Origin of the sequence: Rhizobium terrae (assembly GCF_003425685.1) — a bacterium.
Lineage (GTDB): Bacteria > Pseudomonadota > Alphaproteobacteria > Rhizobiales > Rhizobiaceae > Neorhizobium > Neorhizobium terrae.
The window spans coordinates 208,508-233,114 of record NZ_QJKM01000003.1 but is presented as its reverse complement, the minus strand read 5'-3'; the positions used below and the strand labels follow the sequence as shown (position 1 = coordinate 233,114).

18 protein-coding genes and 1 riboswitch are annotated in these 24,607 nt (G+C 63.8%); of the genes, 13 read left to right on the top strand and 5 right to left on the bottom strand.

Translation table 11 applies throughout. The features are described from left to right. Positions 1-40: 40 nt before the first annotated feature. The 5 genes from DMO26_RS06700 (at position 41) to bluB (ending at position 5,559) form a co-directional block, all read left to right on the top strand. On the top strand, positions 41-1,414 hold the full coding sequence (locus DMO26_RS06700) for a class II 3-deoxy-7-phosphoheptulonate synthase (RefSeq protein WP_117191254.1): 1,374 nt from the start codon (positions 41-43) through the stop codon (positions 1,412-1,414). Between the two features lie 146 nt (positions 1,415-1,560). After that, complete coding sequence (locus tag DMO26_RS06695) at positions 1,561-1,971, top strand: GFA family protein (RefSeq protein WP_117191253.1); 411 nt, start codon at positions 1,561-1,563, stop codon at positions 1,969-1,971. 80 nt (positions 1,972-2,051) lie between these two features. After that, positions 2,052-3,725 carry an NAD+ synthase gene (locus tag DMO26_RS06690; RefSeq protein ID WP_117191252.1) on the top strand — a complete coding sequence of 558 codons (1,674 nt, stop codon included), beginning with the start codon at positions 2,052-2,054 and terminating at the stop codon, positions 3,723-3,725. Positions 3,726-3,742: 17 nt separating this feature from the next. Then, positions 3,743-4,585 (top strand): TolB family protein, encoded by an 843-nt coding sequence (locus DMO26_RS06685; RefSeq protein WP_117191493.1) that lies wholly within the window; start codon positions 3,743-3,745, stop codon positions 4,583-4,585. A gap of 26 nt (positions 4,586-4,611) precedes the next feature. Beyond that, positions 4,612-4,796, top strand: a riboswitch (cobalamin riboswitch). A gap of 76 nt (positions 4,797-4,872) precedes the next feature. Next, positions 4,873-5,559 (top strand): 5,6-dimethylbenzimidazole synthase, encoded by a 687-nt coding sequence (gene bluB / locus DMO26_RS06680; protein WP_117191251.1) that lies wholly within the window; start codon positions 4,873-4,875, stop codon positions 5,557-5,559. Here the strand turns inward: bluB and DMO26_RS06675 are convergent, their stop codons facing one another. Together DMO26_RS06675 and DMO26_RS06670 are read right to left on the bottom strand one after the other, a co-directional pair. Beyond that, the gene (locus DMO26_RS06675) at positions 5,560-6,300 is read right to left on the bottom strand and encodes a hypothetical protein (RefSeq protein WP_162894735.1); all 741 of its coding nucleotides are present in this window, start codon (positions 6,298-6,300) and stop codon (positions 5,560-5,562) included. 62 nt (positions 6,301-6,362) lie between these two features. Next, positions 6,363-8,702, bottom strand: a complete 2,340-nt coding sequence (locus DMO26_RS06670; RefSeq protein WP_117191249.1) for an NADP-dependent malic enzyme — start codon at positions 8,700-8,702, stop codon at positions 6,363-6,365. Between the two features lie 219 nt (positions 8,703-8,921). On the opposite strand from DMO26_RS06670, the gene DMO26_RS06665 reads away from it, so the two are divergent. Next, a complete protein-coding gene (locus DMO26_RS06665) occupies positions 8,922-9,737 on the top strand; it encodes a UDP-2,3-diacylglucosamine diphosphatase (protein ID WP_117191248.1) in 816 nt (271 codons plus the stop codon). Between the two features lie 124 nt (positions 9,738-9,861). Further along, on the top strand, positions 9,862-11,049 hold the full coding sequence (locus DMO26_RS06660; protein WP_226951211.1) for an MFS transporter: 1,188 nt from the start codon (positions 9,862-9,864) through the stop codon (positions 11,047-11,049). Here the strand turns inward: DMO26_RS06660 and dgcA are convergent. Further along, a complete protein-coding gene (gene dgcA, locus DMO26_RS06655) occupies positions 11,019-12,002 on the bottom strand; it encodes an N-acetyl-D-Glu racemase DgcA (RefSeq protein WP_117191246.1) in 984 nt (327 codons plus the stop codon). The two genes, DMO26_RS06660 and dgcA, sit on opposite strands and share 31 nt — an antisense overlap. A gap of 155 nt (positions 12,003-12,157) precedes the next feature. Here dgcA and DMO26_RS06650 point away from each other — a divergent pair, with 155 nt between their 5' ends. Genes DMO26_RS06650 through DMO26_RS06635 form a run of 4 tightly spaced genes read left to right on the top strand, consistent with a single transcriptional unit; the run spans position 12,158 to position 16,129 of the window. Continuing rightward, positions 12,158-13,267: an ABC transporter permease gene (locus DMO26_RS06650; RefSeq protein WP_117191492.1), complete on the top strand. Its 1,110-nt coding sequence runs from the start codon at positions 12,158-12,160 to the stop codon at positions 13,265-13,267. An 11-nt stretch (positions 13,268-13,278) separates the two neighbouring features. Next, positions 13,279-14,115, top strand: a complete 837-nt coding sequence (locus DMO26_RS06645; protein ID WP_404947020.1) for an ABC transporter ATP-binding protein — start codon at positions 13,279-13,281, stop codon at positions 14,113-14,115. A gap of 4 nt (positions 14,116-14,119) precedes the next feature. Beyond that, positions 14,120-15,490: an MlaD family protein gene (locus DMO26_RS06640; RefSeq protein WP_117191244.1), complete on the top strand. Its 1,371-nt coding sequence runs from the start codon at positions 14,120-14,122 to the stop codon at positions 15,488-15,490. 24 nt (positions 15,491-15,514) lie between these two features. Next, positions 15,515-16,129 carry an ABC-type transport auxiliary lipoprotein family protein gene (locus DMO26_RS06635; protein WP_117191491.1) on the top strand — a complete coding sequence of 205 codons (615 nt, stop codon included), beginning with the start codon at positions 15,515-15,517 and terminating at the stop codon, positions 16,127-16,129. A gap of 135 nt (positions 16,130-16,264) precedes the next feature. Here DMO26_RS06635 and DMO26_RS06630 read toward each other — a convergent pair whose 3' ends face one another. Continuing rightward, positions 16,265-16,819 (bottom strand): ester cyclase, encoded by a 555-nt coding sequence (locus tag DMO26_RS06630; RefSeq protein WP_117191243.1) that lies wholly within the window; start codon positions 16,817-16,819, stop codon positions 16,265-16,267. A gap of 51 nt (positions 16,820-16,870) precedes the next feature. Beyond that, on the bottom strand, positions 16,871-23,200 hold the full coding sequence (locus DMO26_RS06625; RefSeq protein ID WP_117191242.1) for an apolipoprotein A-IV repeat region-like domain-containing protein: 6,330 nt from the start codon (positions 23,198-23,200) through the stop codon (positions 16,871-16,873). Positions 23,201-23,678: 478 nt separating this feature from the next. On the opposite strand from DMO26_RS06625, the gene DMO26_RS06620 reads away from it, so the two are divergent. Together DMO26_RS06620 and DMO26_RS06615 are read left to right on the top strand one after the other, a co-directional pair. Continuing rightward, positions 23,679-24,047: an Hpt domain-containing protein gene (locus DMO26_RS06620; RefSeq protein WP_117191490.1), complete on the top strand. Its 369-nt coding sequence runs from the start codon at positions 23,679-23,681 to the stop codon at positions 24,045-24,047. A gap of 149 nt (positions 24,048-24,196) precedes the next feature. After that, positions 24,197-24,517, top strand: coding sequence for a 2Fe-2S iron-sulfur cluster-binding protein (locus DMO26_RS06615; protein ID WP_117191241.1), 321 nt, complete (start codon positions 24,197-24,199; stop codon positions 24,515-24,517). The last annotated feature ends 90 nt before the right edge of the window (positions 24,518-24,607 follow it).

The window sequence follows — 24,607 nt, the reverse complement described above, 5'->3', positions numbered from 1 at the left end:
CGTGGGCCGGTGTTTGCCGCGGCGAGAACAGGTGAGTGACATGGCACAGAATTGGACCCCGAGCAGTTGGCGGAACAAACCGATCCAGCAGGTGCCGGAATTTCCGGACAAGGCCGCCCTTGCGGCGACGGAAGCTCAGCTCGCAACCTTTCCGCCGCTGGTTTTCGCCGGTGAGGCGCGCCGCCTGAAGAAGCAGCTCGCCAATGTCGCGGAAGGCAACGCCTTCCTGCTGCAGGGCGGCGACTGCGCCGAAAGCTTCGCCGAGCACGGCGCCGACAACATCCGCGATTTCTTCCGTTCCTTCCTGCAGATGGCCGTCGTCCTGACCTACGGCGCCCAGCTTCCGGTGGTGAAAGTCGGCCGCATCGCCGGCCAGTTCGCCAAACCCCGCAGCAATTCGCACGAGACCCAGGACGGCCAGACGCTGCTGACCTATCGCGGCGACATCGTCAACGGTACGGATTTCACCGAGGAAGCCCGCACCCCGAACCCGGAACGGCAGATGATGGCCTACCGCCAGTCGGCCGCGACGCTGAACCTTCTGCGCGCCTTCGCGATGGGCGGCTACGCCAATCTGGAAAACGTCCACAAGTGGATGCTCGGCTTCGTGAAGGATTCACCGCAGGGCGAGCGCTACCGCAAGCTCGCCGACCGCATCAGCGAGACCATGGACTTCATGCAGGCGATCGGCATCACCTCCGAAAATCAGCCGAGCCTGCGCGAGACGGATTTTTTCACCAGCCATGAGGCATTGTTGCTCGGCTACGAAGAGGCGTTCACGCGCGTCGATTCCACCTCGGGCGACTGGTATGCGACCTCCGGCCACATGCTGTGGATCGGCGATCGCACCCGCCAGCTCGACCATGCGCATGTGGAATATTTCCGCGGCATCAAGAACCCGATCGGCCTGAAATGCGGCCCCTCGCTGCAGGCCGACAACCTGATCGAACTCATTGACGCGCTGAACCCGACCAACGAGGCGGGCCGCCTGACGCTGATCTGCCGCTTCGGTTCCGACAAGGTGGCCGACTGCCTGCCGAAGCTGATCCGCGCCGTTGAGCGCGAAGGCAGACAAGTCGTCTGGTCCTGCGATCCGATGCACGGCAACACGATCACGCTCAACAAGTACAAGACGCGTCCCTTCGAGCGGATCCTGTCGGAAGTCGAAAGCTTCTTCCAGATCCATAGGGCCGAAGGCACCCATCCGGGCGGCATCCACATCGAGATGACCGGCAAGGACGTGACCGAATGCACCGGCGGCGCCCGCGCGGTGACCGCGGACGACCTGCACGACCGCTACCACACCCATTGCGATCCGCGCCTCAATGCCGACCAGGCGCTGGAACTCGCCTTCCTGCTCGCCGAGCGGATGAAGAGCGGCCGCGACGAGAAGCGGATGGTCGTCAACGGCTGATCCGTCACCGGATCGCGAACGAAGAAGGCCGGCGGAGACGCCGGCCTTCTTCGTTCGCGCCTGATGCTAATCATCAATGAAATAGATTTGACCCGGACCGCATGGCCCGCGACACTCCGGCCACCCGATTTCGCACGGAGGCATGGATGGAGCAGAACAACAGCGGTCAATGTCTATGCGGTTCCGTGCGGTTCAGGACGAGTGGCCCATTGCGGACGGTGACGGCCTGCCACTGCTCGCAATGCCGCCGTCAGACGGGGCTTTATTACGCCGCCACCGCCGTGCCGCTCGATAAGCTGCAGCTCGAAAGCGAGGAGACGCTTTCCTGGTACCGGGCGAGCGACACGGCCCGGCGCGGCTTTTGCTCCCGATGCGGCTCCGCGCTGTTCTGGCAGGCGGACGGCGCTGCACAAATCTCGATCATGGCCGGCGCATTCGATCAGCCAAGCGGGCTTGTGATGGGCGAACATATCTACTGCGCCGACAAGGCGGATTTCTACGAGCTTCCGGACGACGGCGTCCCTCACCACCCAGGCGATCGGCCGGCGTCGGCTTGATGCATTGCAAAAATCTCTTGGAGCCAAAAATCTCTTGGAACAACGTTGCCGCGATCGCCGGCTGACGCTAAATCGGTGCCATGACCCAGGACATCGCCCAGACTTTCCGTATCGCCATCGCCCAGCTCAACCCGACCGTCGGCGATGTCGCCGGCAACCTGGCGCTCGCCCGTGAGGCGCGTCGGGATGCGGCCAGGGAGGAGGCGGATATCATCCTCTTCACCGAACTTTTTCTCTCCGGTTATCCGCCGGAAGACCTGGTGCTGAAGCCGGCTTTTCTGAAGGCCTGCCTCAAGGCGGTCGAGGAACTGGCGGCCGATACGGCCGATGGCGGGCCGGGCGTGATCATCGGTTTTCCACGCCAGGGGAAGGAGGGCCGGCATAATTCCATCGCCGTGCTCGACGGCGGCAAGGTGGTCGCCGTGCGCGACAAGATCGATCTGCCGAACTATGGCGAGTTCGATGAGAAGCGGGTCTTCATCGCCGGGGACATGCCGGGTCCGGTGAATTTCCGGGGGGTACGCCTTGGTATTCCGATCTGCGAGGATATCTGGGGCGATCTCGGCGTTTGCGAGACCTTGTCGGAAAGCGGCGCGGAAATCCTGCTCGTGCCGAACGGCTCGCCCTATTATCGCGGCAAGGTGGATATCCGCCATCAGGTCGTGCTGAAACAGGTGATCGAGACCGGCCTGCCGATGATCTACGCCGCGCAGCTCGGCGGCCAGGATGAACTTGTCTTCGACGGGGCGAGCTTCGCCTTCAACGCGGACAAGTCGCTCGCCTTCCAGATGAGCCAGTTCGAGCCGGCCGTCGCCGTCACCGAGTGGAGACGGACGGACGACACCTGGCATTGCGCGCGTGGGCCGATGGCGCGCATTCCCGAAAAGGAGGAGGCGGATTACCGCGCCTGCCTGCTCGGCTTCCGCGATTACGTCAACAAGAACGGCTTCAAGTCGGTGGTGCTCGGCCTTTCCGGCGGCATCGACTCGGCAATCTGCGCGGCGATCGCCGTCGATGCGCTGGGCGAGGAGCGGGTGCGCACGGTGATGCTGCCCTATCGCTACACGTCCGAAGACTCGTTCAAGGACGCGGCCGACTGCGCCAAGGCGCTGGGCTGCCGTTACGACATCGTGCCGATCGCCGAACCGGTCGACGGCTTTTCCTCGGCTCTCTCCGAGCTTTTCGAGGGAACCGACGAGGGGATCACCGAGGAAAATCTCCAGAGCCGCGCCCGCGGTACGATCTTGATGGCGATTTCCAACAAGTTCGGCTCGATGGTGGTGACCACCGGCAACAAGTCGGAAATGTCGGTGGGCTACGCGACGCTTTACGGCGACATGAACGGCGGTTTCAATCCGATCAAGGATCTCTACAAGATGCAGGTCTACGCGCTGGCCGCCTGGCGCAACAAGCACCTGCCGCCGACGGCGCTTGGTCCGAGCGGCGAGGTGATCCCGAAGAATATCATCTCCAAGGCGCCTTCCGCCGAACTGCGCCCGAACCAGACGGACCAGGATTCGCTGCCGCCCTATCCGGTGCTCGACGACATCCTCGAATGCCTGGTCGAGATGGAGATGGGCACCGAGGAGATCGTCGCGCGCGGCCATGACGTGGCGACGGTGCATCGCATCGAGCACCTGCTTTATCTTGCCGAATACAAGCGGCGGCAGTCGGCGCCGGGTGTCAAGATCACCAAGAAGAACTTTGGCCGCGACCGCCGTTACCCGATCACCAACCGGTTCCGCGATCGCTGAGGAAGCGGGTCATGGCGCTGCGCAGCTCCGTCGAGACATTCGACATCCGCAGGCGAAGAAACCGCGTCGTCTGGCAGACCGAGGCACTGTTCGAGGCGCCCAACTGGTCGCCGGACGGGCGTTACCTGATGCTGAACAGCGACGGCCTGATCTACCGGCTGTCTCTGGACGGGGGCATGGGACCGGAACTCGTCGATACCGGCTTTGCAAAACGGTGCAACAACGACCACGGCATTTCGCCAGACGGTTTGCGGATCGCGATCTCCGACAAGGTCGAATTCGGCAAATCGGCAATCTATGTCCTGCCTGCTGGGGGCGGCGAGCCGAAACTGGTCACGAAGAACCTGCCTTCCTATTGGCATGGCTGGTCGCCGGACGGAAAAACATTCGCCTATTGCGGTATCCGCAACGACGAATTCGATATCTACACGATCGACGTTCAGGACGGCATCGACGGCGGCAGGGAGACGCGGCTGACCTTCGGCGAGGGCCGCAATGACGGGCCAGACTATTCGCCGGACGGGAACTGGATCTACTTCAATTCGAGCCGCACCGGCCTGATGCAGATCTGGCGCGTGCCGGCCGCCGGCGGCCCGGCCGAGCGGATCAGCGACAGCCCCTACGGCGACTGGTTTCCGCATCCCTCACCGAAGGGCGACAAGATCGTCTTCCTGTCCTACGACGCCGATGTCTTCGATCATCCGCGCGACCAACAGGTTCGTGTCCGGCTGATGGACATGGACGGCGGCAATGTCGAGACGCTGTTCGATCTCTTCGGCGGGCAGGGCACGATGAATTCGCCGAACTGGTCACCGGACGGTGATGAATTCGCCTATGTGCGCTATTTCCCTGTCGCATGAGAGGCTTGAAACCCGGCGAGGGGGCGGGCATACCTTGTCTGTCAGGTGCCTGCCCGTGGCAGGAGAATCGGGAACCCGGTGCAAGACCGGGACGTGCCCAACGCTGTGAGGCGGATGCCTGGCCGCAGATAAGCCACTGGAGACATCCGGGAAGGCGGCGGCCGGGCAGGTGAAGCCAAGTCAGAAGACCGGCCTGATGCGATGGACCGACCCGCGCGGACGGCGGACAGGTTGTGTGAGCAGGCTCCGCCACAGGCGAGGCGGCTCGGCATTGTTGGGGAAAAACGATGCGACCAGACCTGTTGCCGCCGGGCTTTGTGCCGGCCGGCGAATTCTCGGCCGACGAACGCGCCGCCGTCTACCGGGCGATCCACACGCGCCGCGACGTGCGCGGCGAATTCCTGCCCGATCCTCTGCCGGACGATCTGGTGAGGAGACTATTGGCTGCGGCCCATGCGGCGCCCTCGGTCGGCTTCATGCAGCCGTGGAATTTCATCCTCGTCCGCGACCCCGCCATGCGGCAGGCCGCCTGGACGGCGTTTTCGCGCGCCAACCGGGAGGCCGCGGAGATGTTTCCGGAGGAAAGTCGCGCTCTCTACCGCAGTCTGAAGCTCGAAGGCATCCGTACCGCGCCGCTCTCCATCTGCATCACCTGCGATCCGGACCGGGCGGGGCCGGTGGTGCTGGGGCGCACCCACAATCCGCGCATGGATGCCTATTCCACCGTCTGCGCGGTGCAGAACCTCTGGCTCGCCGCCCGTGCCGAAGGCGTCGGCGTCGGCTGGGTCAGCATTTTTCGCGACGAGGACATCCGTGCCCTGCTCGGCATTCCGGAGCGTGTGGAAATCGTCGCCTGGCTGTGCCTTGGCTATGTGGACCGGCTCTATGTGGAGCCGGAACTCGCGGCGAAGGGCTGGCGGCAAAGACTGCCGCTTCAGGAGCTCATCTTCGAGGATCGCTGGCCGGCAGGCTGATCACTGCTGGGCCTGCGGCCCGCTCGATTTCGGATGGGCGAGGTCGATGTTCTCCTCGGGCAGGAAGACCGGCCCCACGGTGCGCACCTTCTTGTTGGGATCGTAGGGTCGCTCCGGCCCCGGCAGGTTCGGCTGGCTGGCGGCCGCCTGCGGTTGGCTGGGGGGCGTGGTGCGCAGGCTGGTCACGCCGGAATAGTCCTGCTGTTGCTTCGGCAGTTCGAGACCCTGGACCTTGAGCCTTTCCTTTTCATCCGCCTCGACGTCGGATGGTGTGCAGGCGTTCGACCGGATGGCTGCGAGCACGGTGGAGCGCTCGTCGGAGGGCCGGACCAGATCGCGGGTGTTCTTCCGTTCCGCCGTCAGCGTGTCGCGAGCCTCTTCCATGGATTGCAGCGCCTGGCGCATCTCATCGCAGGTTCCGGCATCGGCGCCGCCGAACACGACGATGCTGCCGGTTCCGCAGCCGGCCTGCCGCATCTCGATCCGGAGTTCCCGGATCCGGATATTAAGCTGCGCGAGTTCCTGTGCATAACGCCGCATCTGATCCGTATTGCCGATCACCTGCGGGAGGTTGGCGAGCTGCCGGTAAAGCGCGGCGCAGGTCGCCACGTCCCGAGCCGAGGCGGCGGCGGGTGCGATGAGAAGAGGGGCTATCAACAGGCCGCGAAGGCGCATGGGCAGGTCCGGCATTCCCTTCAGGAGCGAGAGCGCATCATGCCGTGCGCCGGTTGACAATGTCATAAGGCGCGGATCACGACCTGTTGAAATTCAGGGGAGGCCGATTCTCCCCCGTTCGAGCAGCATTACGGCTGGATACCGAGATTGGGCTGGGCGGCCTCCACGACCGCCAGTGCCGCCATGTTGACCACGCCGCGCGAGGTGACCGAGGGCGACAGGATATGGGCCGGCATGGCCGCGCCGAGCAGGATCGGGCCGACATGCAGCGCATCCGTCATGTTGCGGACGATGCCGAGCGAGATGTTGGCCGCGTCGAGGTTCGGGAAGACGAGGAGATTGGCCTCGCCGGTGAGCGAGCTGTTCGGCATGGCGCGCTTGCGCAACGTCTCCGAAAGCGCCGATCCGCCCTGCATCTCGCCGTCCACTTCGAGGTGAGGCGCCCGCTCGCGCACCAGTTTCAGGGCGGTCCGCATCTTCTGCGCGCTTTCCGAATCGCGCGAGCCGAAATTGGAATGGCAGATCAGTGCCGCCTTCGGCACGATGCCGAAACGGTGGATTTCCTCGGCGGCGAGAACGGTGATCTCGGCGAGTTCCTGTGCCGACGGATTGTAGTTGACGAACGTGTCGGTGAAGAAGATCGCGCCGCGCTGCGAGATCAGCAGGCTCAAGCCGGAAAAGGCGCAGACGTCCGGCCGCTTGCCGATGATCTGATCGACATCGCGCAGATGCCGGTCGTAGCCGCCTTCGACGCCGCAGATCAGCGCATCCGCTTCGCCGCGTTTCACCGACAACGCGCCGATGACCGTATTGTTGGTGCGCACGATGGTGCGCGCCGTTTCCGGGTTGATGCCGCGGCGGCCGACCAGCGCAAAATATTCGTCCACATAGTCGCGGTAACGCGGATCGTCCTCCGGATTGACCACGGCGAAATCGACATCCGGGCGGATGCGGATGCCGAAGCGTTTCAGGCGTGCCTCGATCACCGAGGGACGGCCGATCAGGATCGGCGTCGCGGTCTTTTCCTCGAGCAGCACCTGAGCGGCGCGCAGCACCCGTTCGTCTTCGCCTTCCGCGAAGATGACGCGTTTCTTTTCCGACGACTTGGCGGCATTGAAAATCGGCTTCATGACGAAGCCGGAGCGCCAGACGAAGCGGTTCAACTGATCGAGATAGGCGTCGAAATCGTGGATCGGCCGGGCGGCGACGCCGGTTTCGGCGGCGGCCCTGGCAACCGCCGGCGCGATGCGCAGGATGAGGCGCGGGTCGAACGGCGAGGGAATGAGGTAGTCCGGTCCGAAAGTGGGCGTCTCACCGGAATAGGCGCGCGCGGCGACGTCGGAGACTTCCTCGCGGGCAAGGGCCGCGATCGCCTTGACCGCCGCCATCTTCATCTCCTCGTTGATCGTCCGGGCACCGCAGTCGAGCGCGCCGCGGAAGATGTAGGGAAAGCAGAGCACGTTGTTGACCTGGTTCGGAAAGTCCGAACGGCCGGTGCAGATCATCGCGTCGGGGCGGGCGGCGCGGGCAAGCTCCGGCATGATTTCCGGCGTCGGATTGGCGAGCGCCATGATCAGCGGTTTCGGCGCCATGCGGGCGAGCAGTTCCGGCTTCAGGACGCCCGCGGCGGAGAGACCGAGGAAGACGTCCGCATCGTCGATGCTGTCGGCAAGCACGCGCTTGTCGGTCTTCTGAGCGTAGATTTCCTTCCACTCGTCCATCAGCGTATTGCGGCCGTCATAGACGAGGCCTTCGATGTCATGGACCCAGATGTTCTCCTTCCTGGCGCCGAGCGACACGAGGAGATGCAGGCAGGCGAGCGCCGCAGCACCCGCGCCGGAGGTGACGATCTTGACGTCGGAAATGTTCTTTCCGGCAAGTTCCAGGCCGTTCATGATCGCCGCGGCGACGATGATCGCCGTACCGTGCTGGTCGTCGTGGAAGACGGGAATGTTCATCTTCTCGCGCAGCCGGCGCTCCACCTCGAAACATTCCGGCGCCTTGATGTCTTCGAGATTGATGCCGCCGAAGGTCGGCTCCAGTGCCGAGACGGTCGAGACCATGGAATCGATCGTCTCCGCGTCGATCTCGATGTCGAAGACGTCGATGCCGGCGAATTTCTTGAAGAGGACGGCCTTGCCCTCCATGACGGGCTTGGAGGCGAGCGGGCCGATATTGCCGAGGCCGAGCACGGCCGTTCCGTTCGATATGACCGCGACGAGGTTGGCGCGGGCGGTGTAGTCCGCCGCCATCTCGGGATTGTCGCGGATCGCAAGACAGGGGGCCGCGACGCCCGGCGAATAGGCGAGCGCGAGATCCCGCTGGTTGCCGAGCGGCTTGGTGGCCTGGATCTCCAGCTTGCCGGGGCGGGGATAACGGTGGAAGAACAGCGCCTGTTCGTCGAGATCGCCGCTGACCGGCCCGGTGGCCGAGATGGCCGGCGATTTCGGTTTGTCCTGCGCGTTCATGCTTCCTCCTGAAGTGTCTTTGTCTGCGTGCTGGTTCGAAAGGAGAGACCCTCATTTACATCAATCGACCGGCCGCAACAGCAGCTAATTTGCGGTCGCGGCCGAAATTGGAGCCAAGCCGGGCGAACGGCGAAAACCGGCTTTTCCCACCGTCTGTCATCATCTTGAAACACGAGTCTGGTTTTGGAAGCCCATAAACGGCGGCGAAAGGGTGACTTCGTGACCGGTCAGGCTGAGACAAGGCATTTCAGGACGCTTTTCATTTCGGACGTGCATTTGGGTTCCAAGGCCGCCCGAACGGATTTCCTTCTCGATTTCCTGCGGTATCACGAAGCCGATACCGTCTACCTCGTCGGCGATATCGTCGACGGCTGGCGCCTGAAGCGGAACTGGTACTGGCCGCAGGGCTGCAACGACGTGGTGCAGAAGCTTTTGCGCAAGGCGCGCAAGGGGACACGCATCGTCTACATCCCCGGCAATCACGACGAGTTCCTCCGCACTTTCCCGGGCATGCATTTCGGCGGCATCGAGGTTGCGGAACGCGCCATCCATGAAATGGCCGACGGCAAGAAATACCTGATCCTGCACGGCGACGAATTCGACGTCGTGGTTCGCAACGCCCGCCTGCTCGCCTATCTCGGCGATTGGGCCTATGATGCGGCGATCGTCATCAATGTCGGTCTTGCCGCTATCCGCCGCCGCCTCGGCATGCCTTACTGGTCGTTTTCGGCCTGGGCCAAGCTGCAGGTCAAGCATGCCGTCAACTTCATCGGCGAGTTCCAGCGCGTCGTGGCCGACGAAGCCCGCCGCAACAATGTCGACGGGGTGATCTGCGGCCATATCCATCACGCCGTCATGGAAGACATCGACGGCATCCACTACGTCAACACGGGCGACTGGGTGGAAAGCTGCACGGCGGTCGCCGAGCACCATGACGGCACGCTCGAAATGATCTCCTGGCAGCGGATCAGCGAGACGGCGGACATCAAGGCGCTGCCGAAGCCGCAATCCGTCGAGGACATGCAGGCCGCCTGACGGCCTGCCGCAATAGGTCAACCATGTCCGGGCAAACCGTACCGGACGGCCATATCTTGGCATAGGCAGGGTCTGGGGCTTGTGTTAGGTAAGCTGGAAGTTTCAGCAACCTATCCGTGATATCGTGATTCCCCCAGACAAGGTGCCCTCCGCGCCGCCTTTTTTCCAGCTTCGCTGCGCTCTCGCCTATGGTGCGCCCTTGGGGGTGAACGGCGTCATCCTGCCCTACCTGCCCGTCTGGCTCGCCGGTCTTGCCTTCACGGAATTCGAGATCGGCGTGGTGCTGGCAATGCAGCTTCTGCTGCGCGTGGCTGCAGCCCCGGTGGCGGGATTTGTCGCCGACCGGATAAGCGAGCGGACCCTGATGCTCGCCTGGTCGGGTGCGCTCACCTTCCTGTCCGCGCTGGCCATGTTCTTCACCCGCGATTTCTGGTCGGTTCTTCTCGTTATCGCCGTTCAGGCCGTGGTGTTCGCACCCTACGCGCCGATTGTCGAATCGATCGCCATTACCGGCGTGCGGCGTTGGGGATTTCAGTACGGATCGATGCGGGTCTGGGGCTCCATCGGCTTCGTGGGCGTCACGCTTGTCGCCGGCGAACTGCGCGGCCTGTGGGGTTTCGAGACCATCCCGGCCATCATGGCGGCCGGCTTCCTGCTCACCGTCATCGTCGCCTTCACGGCGCCGAGGCTTGGCCGGGCGGCGGTGCGGCCGGGGGCCGACAGGGCGCTGCAGCCGAGTTCCCTGAAGCGGATCGATCTGCACGTGCTGATGATCGGCGCATCCGTCGCGCAAGCGGGCCATGGCATGTTCTACACGTTCGGCACGATCCACTGGCAGGATATCGGCTTTTCGAGCGCGTCGATCGGCGTGCTGTGGAGTGCCGCGGTGATTTCGGAGATCGTCGTCTTTTTTGCGGCCGGCTGGCTCGTCCGCAGGGTCCGGTCCTGGACGCTGATGCGGATCGGCTGCGCGGTGGCATTGGTCCGTTGGACGATGTTTCCGATGGACCTCGGTTTCTGGAGCTATGTCGGCCTGCAGGCCATGCATGCCTTCACCTTCGCCTTCGTCCATATCGGCCTGCAGAGCCGGCTGGTGGAAACGGTCCGCGAGGACCAGGAATCCTCCATGCAGGGTGCCTATGTCTTCTACAATGGCGTCTTCCTGGCGCTTTCGACCGTGCTGTCGGGGCTGCTCTATCGCCAGTTCGGGCCGCCGAGCTATGTGGCGATGGCGTTTCTGGCGCTGGCGGGCCTCGGCATCATCGCATTCGCCGCCAGGCTTCACCCCCAGAGGCCGGCTTCCGGCGGATAGACGAGCGAGCCTTCGTAACGCAGCCCGCCCGGCCGGTCGCGGGCCAGCAGCAGCGGTCCGTCGAGATCGGCATAATCCGCATCCTCGGCGAGCAGCACGGCGGGCGCCATGGCGAGCGAGGAGCCGACCATGCAGCCGATCATGACCGCAAATCCGAGCCGCTGCGCCTCCGCCTTCATGGCAAGCGCCTCGGTCAGCCCGCCGGTCTTGTCGAGCTTGATGTTGACCGCGTCGTAGCGGTCTCTCAGGCTTTCCAGGTCTCTGGTCGCATGTACGCTTTCGTCGGCGCAGACAGAGACGAGGCGGCGGAAGCCGGCAAGTGCGGCGTCCTGTCCGGCGGGAAGCGGCTGTTCGATCAGCGACACGTTGGTTTCGGCGGCGATCGCCATGTGATGGGCAAGGTTTTCCTCCGTCCAGCCCTCGTTGGCATCGACGATGATGCGCGCATCCGGTGCCGCCGCCCGGACGGCCTTCAGCCGCGTCTCGTCGTTATCGGTGCCGAGCTTGATCTTGAGGAGAGGGCGCCCGGCATTTCTGCGTGCCTCCGCGGCCATGGCGTCCGGCTCGCCGAGCGACAGCGTGAAGGCGGTGACGAAGGGGCGCTGGCTCGTGGCGCCGATCGTCTCGGCGACGCGCCGTCCGGTGCGTTTGGCTTGGAGGTCCCAGAGCGCGCAATCGACGGCATTTCTCGCAGCCCCGGGCTTCATGCGTGCCTGCAGTTCCTCGCGCGTCAAACCGTCGCCGACGGCAGTTGCAACGCTGCGGATATCCGCCATCACCCCGTCCATGCTTTCGCCATAGCGCCTGTAGGGCACGCACTCCCCGCGCCCGGAAATCCCGTCTTCAGTGATCGTGCAGGTAATCACCTCGGCCTCGGTCTTGGAGCCGCGCGAGATGGTGAAGGCGCCGGCGATGGGGAAGGTTTCGATTGTGGCTTCGAGGTTACGGCGCATGGTTTTAGTGCGTCCCATTGTGGCAAATGCGTATCGGATGGCTATATTGCTGGTCTTGAAAATGCGATCAACCGCATCGCATTGCAACTTCAGATGACCTGTAAGCGCGAAAGATTTCCGTGACGTCGAAGGCAGCCGAAATCAAGGCCGAGGATATGCCAGGAGGCGGCGGCGAGCGCTACGTGCTGGCCGGCAATTGGCGCGGCGCTACGATTTCCCCCATTCTGAAGGATTTCGAGCAGCTTGAGAAGGCTGGCGGCCAAGGGCGGCTGGAGATCGACCTGACCGGGGTCGAAGGCATCGATACGGCCGGCGCATGGCTCATCCGCCGGCTGCTGACGGCCAAGAGCGAACAGGGACGTGAAACCGCCCTGGTGGGCGGCGAGGGGCCGATCCAGGAACTGGTCGGCGTGCTGCCGGAAAAGGCGCCGGCGCCTCATGCCGAGAATGGCACGAAGGGGACCCTCTTCGAACGGGTTTTCTCGCCGGCCGGCGAGACGATGGTCGGCCTGTGGGGCGATTTCTACGCCGCCATGCATATTCTCGGTTCCGCCGTGCGCGGCGCCCAGATGAAGTTCGGCCGCGGCGCCGGCGTGTCGCCCGCCTCCGTCGTCACCCACATCGACCGCATGGGCGTGCGGGCGGTGCCGATCATCGTGCTGATGTCCTTCCTGATCGGCGCGATCATCGCCCAGCAGGGCGCCTTCCAGCTTCGGTATTTCGGTGCCGAGATTTTCGTCGTCGACCTCGTCGGCATCCTGCAATTGCGTGAGATCGGCGTGCTCTTGACCGCCATCATGATCGCCGGCCGTTCGGGAAGCGCCATCACCGCCGAGATCGGCTCGATGAAGATGCGCGAGGAGATCGACGCGCTGACCGTCATCGGCCTCAATCCTGTCGGCGTGCTGATCTTCCCGCGTCTCGTGGCGCTGACGGTCGCTCTGCCGCTTCTGACCATCGTCGCCAATTTTGCAGCGCTTGCGGGTGCTGCGGTCGTTGCCTGGGCCTATTCCGGCATCACCTTCGATACCTATCTCTCCCGCCTGCACGAGGCGATCGACCATACCTCGGTGGCATCGGGCATGATCAAGGCGCCGTTCATGGCGCTCTGCATCGGCATCGTCGCGGCCGTCGAGGGCATGAAGGTCGGCGGCAGCGCCGAATCCCTCGGTCAGCACGTCACCACGTCCGTGGTGAAGGCGATCTTCGTCGTCATCCTGATGGATGCGCTGTTCGCCATCTTCTATTCCGCGATCGATTTCTGATGGAGAGCGGGGTGGAGGAGACGCAGGAGCGGGCAGTGGTGGACAAGTCGAACGGCCGTCAGGTCGTGCTGTCGGTGCGCGACGTGACTGTCGGTTTCGGTGACAACCTGGTGCTCGACAAACTGAACCTCGATGTCTACCGCGGCGAGATTTTGGGCTTCGTCGGCGCATCCGGCACCGGCAAGTCGGTGCTGATGCGCACCGTGCTAGGCCTGCTCGCGCATCGCTCCGGCACGATCGAAATCCTGGGCGTCGATTACGACAACGCCACGGAAGAAGATCGCATGATGGTGGACATGCGTCTCGGCGTTCTCTTCCAGCACGGCGCGCTCTTCTCGGCGCTCACCGTCAAGGAAAACATCCAGCTGCCGATGCGCGAATATCTCGACCTGCCGCAGTCGCTGATGGACGAACTCGCCTATCTCAAGATCGAGATGGTGGGCCTGCCGCCGGATGCGGCGGACAAATATCCGTCCGAACTGTCGGGCGGCATGATCAAGCGCGCCGCGCTGGCCCGCGCGCTGGCGCTCGATCCGGACCTCGTTTTCCTCGACGAGCCGACCTCGGGTCTCGACCCCATCGGTGCGGCCGATTTCGACGCGCTGATCGCCAAGCTGCGTGATACGCTGGGCCTCACGGTCTATATGGTAACGCACGATCTCGACAGCCTTTTTTCGGTCTGCGACCGTATTGCCGTGCTTGGCCGGAAACGGGTATTGGTGGAAGGCACACTGGAAGATATGTTTGCGAATGACGATCCATGGGTTCAGTCCTACTTCCGCGGCAAGCGGGCGCGGTCGGTCGTGATCCAAGAAAAGCCGTCGGCTGCAGAAGTAGAGAAGACCTGAAAGCATGGAAACGAGAGCCAATTACGCCCTTGTCGGCTTTTTCACGCTGCTGGTCATCGCGGCTGCCTTCGGCTTCGTTTATTGGATGGCGCAATCGGGCCGCGGCGGTCCGACGGCGGAGCTTGCCATCCGGATTCCGGGTTCCGCCAACGGCCTTTCGGTCGGCTCTCCGGTGCGCTTCAACGGTATCCCGGTCGGCTCGGTACGCAGTCTGACCATCGATCCGGACGACCCGCGGTATTCGATCGCCTTCACCGAGGTCAGGGCCGACGCGCCGGTCTACCAGTCGACCCAGGCGGCGCTGGAAGTGCAGGGCTTGACGGGGGCCGCCTATATCGAACTCTCCGGCGGCGCCAAGGGCGAGGAGAACATCCTTCAGAAGGCGATCGAAAGCGGCCGCCCCGCGGTGCTGATCGCCGAGCAATCGAGCGTCACCAATCTGCTTGCGACGGCCGACAAGATCCTCGATCGTGCCGACCAAGCGATCGGCGACATTCAGGGCTTCGTGGCGGACGCGCGAGGCCCGCTGACCCAGACGATCCGCAACGTCGAGACCTTCACCTCCGCGCTGGCCCAGAATTCCGACAGCATCGACAAGTTCCTGACCAGCCTTGCGACACTCTCGGCCACCATCGACCGCGTGTCCGGCACGCTGAATTCGACGCTCGAAGCCGCCGAGAAGCTGGTCAGCGCCATCGATGCTGAGAAGATCAATGCCGTCGTGTCCAACACCGAGCGCGCCACGCGAAATATCGCTAACGCTTCGGACAATTTTACCGATCTGGTCATCAATGTCAGAAATGCCGCCGCCAATTTCGAACAGGCCGGCGCGCAGGCGCAAAGCGTGCTGCGGCGTGTCGACACGGTGATGGCATCGGTCGATCCGGATCAGGTCCGCACCACGATCGGCAATATCACCGCCGCCTCCGAGGACGCCCGCCAGACCGTCAGCTCGGCGCGTAGCGTGGTGGACAATTTCGCCCATCGCAAGGAGGATATCGACCGGGCGATCGGCGACTTCACCGACCTTGCCAGGAAGCTGAACGAGGCTTCCAGCCGCGTCGACGGCATTCTCGCCAAAGTGGACGGGCTCGTTTCCAGCGACGATTCGCAAGGCCTGTTCGCCGAGGCGCGCAGGACGCTCGAATCCTTCCGCACCGTTGCCGACAACATCAACGCGCGCGTCGGGCCGATTGCCGACAACCTGTCGCGGTTTTCCGCGACCGGCCTGAGGGACATCCAGACGCTGGTCAACGACGCGCGCCGCACGGTGCAGTCGCTCGATCAGACGATCAACAATTTCGACCAGAACCCGCAGCGGCTGATCTTCGGCGGCGAGGCGGTCAAGGAATATGACGGCAGGACACGGCGGTAAGCGGCGTAATAGAGTGGGGTTATGATGACCGGTTCGGAGTTTTCGATGCGACGTGTGGCCAGCCGCCCGTTCTTGGCCGCATTGCCGCTGCTTGCGGCGCTGGTGACCGGCTGCGGCAGCAAGGCGAACAATGACACGTTCGACCTGTCGATCACGCCGTCCGGGCAGGGGCCGTCCGCCCGCAGCCGGCAGATTCTCGTGCCCGAGCCGACGGCGCTGAAATCGCTCAACAGCGAGCAGGTGGTCGTGCGGGTTTCGCAATCGGAGATTCAGTATCTCGCCGAATCCCGCTGGGGCGACCGCCTGCCGGCGCTCGTGCAGTCGAAGCTTGTCGAAGCGTTCGAAAATTCCGGCCGTCTGGGCGGCGTCGGCAAACCCGGACAGGGCCTTGCGATCGACTACCAGGTCGTCACCGATATCCGCGCCTTCGAGGTGACCGCCGGCAGCCCCCGTCTGGCGAATGTCGAAATCTCCGCCAAGATCCTCAACGACCGTAACGGTACCGTGCGCGCCCAGAATGTCTTCAAAGCAACCGCGCCCGTCTCCGGTTCGGAGAACCGGGATTTCATCGAGGCGCTTGACCGCGCTTTCGCCAAGGTCGGTGCTGAGATCGTCGATTGGTCGCTGAAGTCGATGTGACGGCGATAGGAGAAATCACGTCATCGGGTGACGCTGTGCCGCCGCCCTGAAGGCGTCGCGATCGTTCAGATTCGCTTGCCGCGCTTCAGGTTCTTGTTTTTACGCATGTCGTCGTCGCAAAACCGTGCACATGCTTCAAAGGCGTCCGAGCTGACGTGCCAGGGTAAGATCGTCGGTCAGGCACCATTGCTCGGCGACCCGGTCACCCGCGATCCGGTAAATCGAAATCTCGTCTATGGAAACGCACCTCCCCGTCTCCGGAATACCGATGAAGGAACCAGAATGGGTACCGGTCGAGACATAGCGCGTGACGACCTTGTCCCGTTCCACGATCATATTTTCCACCTTCTCGTGCCAATCCGGAAACGCCGACCGGATACGCTCTATTGCGTCCCTGACGCCGTCATGGCCGACAAACTCGCTCCGCTCCCAGCCTTTCGGCATATGGGCGATGAAGGCTTCGTCGTAAATTTCCGGGATTCGAGACAAGTCGCCCTTGTTCCAGAGATCGTGCAGCTTCTCGATAAGCGTTCTGGCGGCTTCCCGTTTCACCGTATCCTCGCAAGCCAACGCGGCTTCAAAAATGGCAGCCTCCGGGCTGTATAGGCCACGTTGCGAAAAGAAAACCGCCCACAGCGCTGATGCTGCAGGCGGTCTCATGCGTTTCCTGACGATAATCGGCAGTTCCAAGCCGTCTCCCGAACTCCAGACGCTCTCGCGCCTGAAATTCGCGAACGATGCTCAGTTGAACCGGCCGGCCGCGTGGGCAAGCATCGTGTAGACCTTGCCGGTGTCCGAGGTCAGGTAGCTCTGCGTCACGGTCTTGTCGCGGTCGGTGCGGGCGACGTCGGCAAGCAGCTTTTCGAAATCGGCGATATAGCGGTCGACGGCGGTGCGGAATTCCGGCTCGCGGTCGTACTTGCGCTTGATCTCGTCAAAAGTCTGCTGACCCTTCAGCGTATAGAGGCGACGGGTGAAGACGTCGCGCTCGCCGCGCTGGTAACGCCGCCAGAGATCGACCGACGCATCGTGGTCGATGGCACGGGCGATATCGACCGAAAGCGAGTTCAGCGATTCGACCATATGGCGCGGGTTGCGGTTGTCGCCGTTGGTGCGCGGTGCCGGTGCCGGCTCGGCCTGGCGAACCGGTTGCTGCTGCTGGCGCGGTGCCGGCTGCTGTTCGGCGAACTCATCGCGCGAGGCGCCGCGAAGCAGGCTGCTGATCCAGCCGTCGTCATTGGCATTGCCGCCGCGTGGCGCAGCTTCCGGCGCACGAGAGGTTGTCGGTGCCGGGCGATCGAGCGGCAGGCTGCCACGCAACGAGTTCGAGGCATAGGGATCGTTGCGCGGTGCGGGCGGCAGCTGGGCCGGCTGCGGCGCCATGGCGGCTGCCGGCGGCTGCGGACGCGGCGCCGGCTGGGGAGCCGGAGCCGGACGGGCGGCGGCAGCTTCGGAGATTTCGAAATTCTGCGTCGAGCGGCCGACGAGCGCCGAAATGTCCTGGAGCGCCTTGATCTGCTCGGCGACGGCGCGCCGCATGGCGGCCGCGCTTTCCTTGGCTTCTTCCGGCAGGTCGAAGGCGCCGCGTTTCAATTCCGAGCGGGTCGAGTCGAGTTCCTTGCGGATATCGTGCGCCGAGCGGCGGATTTCCTCGGTCGCGCCGGAGAAGCGGGAGATCGCCTCTTCGACGGATTCGCGCAGCGTGTCGCGAAGCTGTTCGGCGGCGCTGCCGGAACGGCTGGTCGCATCCGAGAGCAGCTTTTCGACATCGGCAAGCGACTGGGAAATGCTGCCGCGCATCCGGTCGGAAAGCTCGCGGGTGCGCTTTTCCGCTTCCGAAAGCGTCGTCTCGATGGCGCGGTTTGCGTCGCTGCCGGCACTGACAAGCGCATCGCGCATCGCGTCCGCCGTCACCTCGGCACGATGCTGGGTTTCGCCCAGCGTGCGGCCGATATCGGCGAACGAGGCATGCAGGCTTTCGCGAAGCCGCGAGCCGACCTGTAGCGAGCGCTCCTCGGCGCGCTCGAAAGCGCTGTCGACAAGGCTGGTGAGGCTCTGCATCGTTCCTTCGATTTCCTCGGAACGCTTGACGAGGCCGCCTGCAAGGCTGCGCAGCGCATTCTGCCGTTCGTCCAGCGTGCTGACGAGGTTGGACTGGGCAGCCCCCAGAAGATCCGAGGCTTCCGCCAGTACACGCGAATGCTCGTCGAAGCGGCCGACGATGCTGCCGACCTGCTGCAGCGTCTCGCCGAAGGCTTCCGACATCCGCTCGATATTGGCTTCGAGCTGGCGGGTCGAGCCGGAGACGATATCGGCGGCATTGGTCGCGGTCTGCGTGAAGCGGCTCGCGGTCGCACCGAGCTTGCGATCCACCTCGGCGATCTGCTGCGCCACGGCATCGGTCGCGGTACCGATCTCCTGAGCGGCCTGCTGGACCATCGAGGCAATGTTGGAATTGCTCTCGGCCAGCTTGTCGATCAGGCTGTTGACGCTGACAGACAGGCCCTGTTCGACATAACGCATCGTGCCTGCGGCATTTTCCGTCCGCTGGCTGATGGCTGTGAGCGTGTCGTTGGTGCGGGCGGCGATCGCGTCGATCAGCGCCGAGTTTTCGTCGCGGATGCGGGCGGTCGTCTGTTCGGCTGTGCTTGAAAGGCGTTCCGCACCCTGTTCGGCGGCAGCCGTGATCTGCTCGACGGCGGCGCGTCCGGTCTCGGCATAATGCTCGACCATCGGCTTGGCCTGTTCGTCGATGAGGCGGGACAGTTCGGCCGAGCGGCTGGCGAGCATGGAGTTCAGGTCGCGGGCACGGGTGTCGAGCGCGGCACGGATCGCATCGCCGCGGGCGGCGAGCGCCCGGTCGACGGCGTCCATGGCGGTGTCGAGCTGGCTTGCGGTATCGGCAAGCGTCGAACGGATGTCGTTGCCGCGCTCGCCGAGCGCCTTCTGCGCGTCGTCCAACGCTTCGGAAATCGCCGTGACCTGCCGCTTCACCAGGCTGTCGGCTTCCGCCACCTTGTTGACGATCGCGTTGCCGGCTTCCGAGAAGGCATGCGCCACGGTTGCCGCCTGGCCGGCGAGCCGGTTCTGCGTTTCGGAGATCCGGCCGACGATCTGCGTCGAGCGTTCCTCGATCGCCTTGGTGAACTCGGCATTGCGGTTGGTGAGTTCCTCGGTGAATTCGGCACCGGCGCGGGCCAGCACCTCGGCCGAGCGGCTGGCTTCGCTGTCCATGCTCTGGGCGGCGGCGCTGACGGCTTCGCGCAGCGTCGAGGCGAGGCCGACTGCCTTGCTCTCGATCGTTTTCGTGACGTTGTCGAGGCCGATCGTCAGCGCCCGGTCGATCGTGCCGAGGCGTTCCTCGATACGCGCCGTGCGGCCGTCCATGGTCTCGGCAATGCGATCCGACGCTTCGCCGGCGACCCGTTCGAGTTCGGACGTGCGGTTGCTGAGCGTGGCGGAGAGGTTGTTGCCGGCATCGTCGACCAGCTGCGCCGCTTCCAGGATTTCGCCGCGGATACGGCCTTCGAGGCCGCCGAACGTGGTCTCGATCCGGCTTCCGGTCTCTTCGAGCGCGCTCTGCACGCCGCCGACGGTCTGCCGGATGCGGTTGGAGAAGGCATCGGCCGAGCGGCCGATCTCGCCCGCCGCATCGGACAGCCGGACGGCAAGTGTACCGACATTTTCACGCAGCCGCTCTTCCAGCGACTGGCCAGCGGTGTCGATCGCGTCGCGCAAGGCGTTTTGATGATTTTCCAGCGACATTTCCAGCATGCCTGCACTGGCGGCGACGGTGGTGCTGAGCGATGCCGTCTGATCCTGCATCAGACCGCCGATCCGCTGCTGTGCCTGGCCGAGCGTCGAGGCGATCATGCCGGTGCGCTCTTCGAGCGTTTCGCGGATCTGCTCGTAGCCCGAACCGAGCGTTTCGGCCATCTGCTGGTGGCCGAGCCCGATCGTCGCGGCGATGCGCTCCTGCGTCGAGGTGAGGGCGGTTCCGAGCTGTTCCAGACCGTCGGCCATGCCGTTCTCGAAACGCAGCGCGCCGCCTGCAAGAGCGGTCTCGATACGTCCGGTCGCGCCGCCGACTGCCTGTTCCAGGCGGTCGCCGCCAGCTTCCAGGACGCGTGAGAGTTCGGCGGTCCGGTTCTCGAGCGAGATGTCGAGATTGAGCTGGTTGTCGGCATAGGCGCTGCGGATCGCTTCCGCCCTCGCCGCAAAGGACTGTTCGATACGGCTGTCCGCATCGGCAAGCGTGTTGACAAGCAGCGAGGCCTTTTCGTCGAGCATGCCGGAAAGGCGGTCTTCGCCAAGCGCGAAGGAGGTGGCGATTTCCATCGACTTGTCGTCGAGGATTTCGGAAAGCCGGTCGCGGTTGGTGCTGAGCGCCTCGTGGATTTCCGTGGTGCGGCGGCTGAGGTCTCCGCCGATGCGCTGTTCCGTTTCCGCAAGCGCCTTGGCGATGGCTTCCGACTTCTCGTCGAGCATGCCGGTGAGGCGGTCCTCGCCGAGCGCGAAGGATGTGGCGATCTCCATCGACTTGTCGTCGAGGATTTCGGAAATCCGCTCGCGATTGCTCTCCAGAGACGACTGCAAGGTCGAAGCGTGCTGGCCGAGATCGGCGCTGAACCGCTGCTCGCTCTCGGAAAGCGTGCGGGCGATGTGCTCCGCCTTTTCGTCGAACATGCCGGCAAGCCGGTCGGGCGCACCGGACATCAGGGTGTCGATCGCCGCGGTCTTCTGGCTGAGCACTTCGGTCAGGTGATCGTGGCTGCTCGAAAGGGCGGCGATGATCGCGCCGGAGCGGATGGCCAGGCCCTGCTCGAACCTCGTCTGGTTTTCCGAGAGGGTGCTGAGAAGGCTGCTGTTGCGCTCGGCAAAGGTCGCATCGATCTTCTCATGCGCGCCTGCGAGGCTTTCCTGGATCTCGCCGGTGCGGGACGCGAGCACGTCGCGGATTTCCGCCGTCCTGGCTGCGAGGGTTCCATCGATTTCCTGGTAGACGCTTGCGAGACCCTGCTGGATTTCGCCCGTGTGGGAGACGAGCACGTCGCGAATCTCCGCCGTGCGGGATGCGAGGGCCCCGTCGATTTCCTGCTGGGCGGTCGCCAGGCCCTGCTGGATCTCGCCGGTGCGCGAGGCCAGAAGGTCGCGGATTTCCGCGGCGCGGGCGGTAAGCGTGCCGTCGATTTCCTGATGCGCAGTCGCCAGGCCCTGCTGGATCTCGCCGGTGCGCGATGTCAGGAGGTCGCGGATTTCCGCGGCGCGGGCGGTGAGCGTGCCGTCGATTTCCTGATGGGCGGCCGCGAAACCCTGCTTGATCTCTCCGGTGCGGGAGGCGAGCGTATCCTGGATCTCGCCGCTGCGGGCGGCGAGCGCGTCGGAGAGTTCGCGCGAGCGACTTTCCAGCATCGAATCCAGCACTTCCTGACCGGTTCCGAACGTGGTGGCGAGCGCGAAAGATTGGTCGGTCAGCGACGAGCTGATGCGCTCGATGCTGGAGCTGAGGATGTTTTCCATTGCCTCGGAGCCGCTCGCAACCGTCTCGTTGATGCGGGAAAGGCTGTCCATCAGCTTGCTGTCGAGCGTGCCGGCGCGCTGGTCGAAGGCCGAGGTAAACTGCGAGATGCTTTCGTCGAAGGTCGTGCTGAGCTGGCCGACGGTCGCCTGCAGGCGCTCCTCGAAGAAGCCCGAGCGCATGTCGAGATCCATCACCACGTCTTCGACGGTATTCTGCAGGCTCTCGCGGAAGGACGTGCTGCGTTCCGCGAGCGAGTTGTTGAGCGAGGAGAGAATGCCGTCGAGCGAGCCGGTGATGCTCTTTTCGCTGTCGGCGAGCCCCTCGGTGATCTCGCGGGTGCGGGCCAGCAGGGTTTCGTTGAGCTGGCGCGTGCGGTCCGCGAGGGCTGCGTTGAGCTTTTCGGTATTGGCGTCGAGCGAGGAGGCGCGTGTCTCGAACTCGTTGAGAAGCGCCTGGCCGCGTTTCGAAAGGACCGAATTGATCTCTTCCATCCGCTGGTCGAACTCGTGGGCGAGCGCGAATCCGGAAGAGTTGAGCGTCTGCAGCAGGTTCTCCGTCTTGGTGGAGAGGAGGCTGCCGAGCGCTTCGCCCGCGGCATTGGATTTTTCCATCAGCATGGCGCCGCGCGTCTCGATCATCGACGCGAAGGCCTCGCCCGAGGTGGCGAGGCGGATGGAGATTTCCTCGGTCGCCAGCGACAGCTCTTCCTTGAGCTGGTCATGGGCGCCGACGATCGACGAGCGGATGCGCTCGGCGTGGTTGACGATCGCATCGCGCTCGGCGCCGAGTTCGTGCACGAGGCCGCGCACCCGCAGTTCATTGTCCGTGAAGCTGCGTTCCAGCGCATTGACCTCGGAATGCACCAGCGTCTCGAGCTCGGCGGCACGGGCGATGGTGCGCTCGATGCCCTCGTTCATGGCAGAGACTTCGCGGCGCACCGCCTGGCCGACGCTCATGATCCGCTCGGATGCGACAGTCTCCGGGTCGGACAGCCGAAGCGCTACTTCGGCCATCGAGCGGGCGGCGTTTCTCAAGTCCTGCGCCCGGGCCATCATGATGGCGAAGGCGAAGAAAAGCATGATCGGGATGAGGATGCCGACGGCCAGCGCCACGATGCCCGGAGCTGCGAGCACGCCCGCAACCGATGTGATCTGCCAGAGCTGGCTACCGTAGATCATCTGGCCGAGGCCGATGCCGGCGACAGCCCAGATGATCGAGAGGATCACCGCGTTACGGATGGCCGAGCGCATCGAGCCGCCTTCCAGCGTCCGCAGGATCGCGGCGCTTGAGCGCCTGCCCGGGTCGTTGGCCGGCTGGAAGGCCGGGGATTTCGGAGCGGGCTCCTGCGCGCTCGGACGGTAGGCGTCGGCGGCATCATCCTGATAGGGAGACGACTGGCGCTGCTTGGATGTGTCTGACACTCTGGCCTCCGAGGCATGCGGCACGGATCTGGAACGTGACTGCTCGTCGTTGAAATTGATTTTCAGGGCATCTTCCAACGCCTGGAATGCCGTCTCATCGATCGACTCGCTGCTGGGTTTCTTCGCCATGCGGTTACGCCTCGTTACATACTCGCCCGGCCATTCCACCCGACGTCCTGCCGCCTGCAGACCGAAAGGTGGAACACTGCCTGCCGGAAATTCCCTCTCCGAAACCGGAGTTCTGGAATTTCCCATTCACTTTCAGGTCGGACGGCCGTTCTTTCAAACGGATGATAATGAAAGCTTACCAACCTGCCATCCGCGGCAGAAGGACGTTATTTCCCGCCACCTTAGTCGTACTGTAGTGGCACATTCGGCCATCCCGCACAATTATAAGGCCGTCTCGCGACAGGGTGTGCGGAATGTTGTTAACAGGATTTAAACCATAAGAAGATGCAAAAGTCCTAAAATCCCGGGAGCTTAGCAGAAATTAACCATATGGGAAGATTTCGGCCCAGATTGTGCCGGAATTTAACGGGATAGCGGGCTTTGTCCCGCACAATTCGGGACATCCTCAGAATAACAACAGGGAAAACAGATTATGGCAATGGCAGCGGTCAGTATCGCGTTCGAGGCTCCCGAAACTCTCCGGGGTGTTTGCCCCTCGCAATCCCGTCCGATCGATCTTGTCCACCTCGCGACTCAGACGATGGGCGACAAGGCGCTCGAAGTCGAGGTCCTCCAGATGTTCGCCCGCCAGGCGCGCCGCGCATTGCACGACATGGCGACCCCCGATACCGACGCCATCCTGGCCGCCGCCCACCGGCTGAAGGGGGCTGCAAGCGCCGTCGGCGCCTTCAAGGTCTCGGCCGCCGCCGAAAACCTCGAGAACAATGCCGGCGACACTGCATTGCGCGCTGCCGTCAGCGCAGCCGTCGTGGAAGCCGAAAACTTCATCAATAAGCTCTGCCGCTAAAGGCATTAGTTTTGTGCCGACGGCGTCTTGAGAACAATCGAAGACGCCCGAAAATGTTGACTGGACCGGGGTTTTATCGGAAGACAGCGCCCTTAAATAGAGTGCGCGAATAAAGTACCTGCCCCTTCAACATCCCGGATTTCCAGATCATGACGAAACTGACCATCGTTGCCTTCGACGGAACGCGCTTTGAGCTCGACGCAGAACCCGGCTCCACGGTGATGGAGAACGCCGTTCGCAATTCCGTTCCCGGCATCGAGGCCGAATGCGGCGGCGCCTGCGCCTGCGCCACCTGTCATGTCTATGTGGACGAGGAATGGACCGACAGGGTCGGTCCGCCGGCGCCTATGGAGGAGGACATGCTGGATTTCGCCTTCGAGGTGAAGCCGAATTCCCGTCTTTCCTGTCAGATCAAGGTGAAGCCGGAACTTGACGGCCTTGTCGTCAACGTGCCCGAGCGGCAGGCCTGAAGCCCGCCGCCGCTTCCTGTCCTGCGCGCAAAAAAAAAGCCTCGCTCAGCAAAAGCTGCAAGCGAGGCAAGGCGGGCGCATCACCGACAG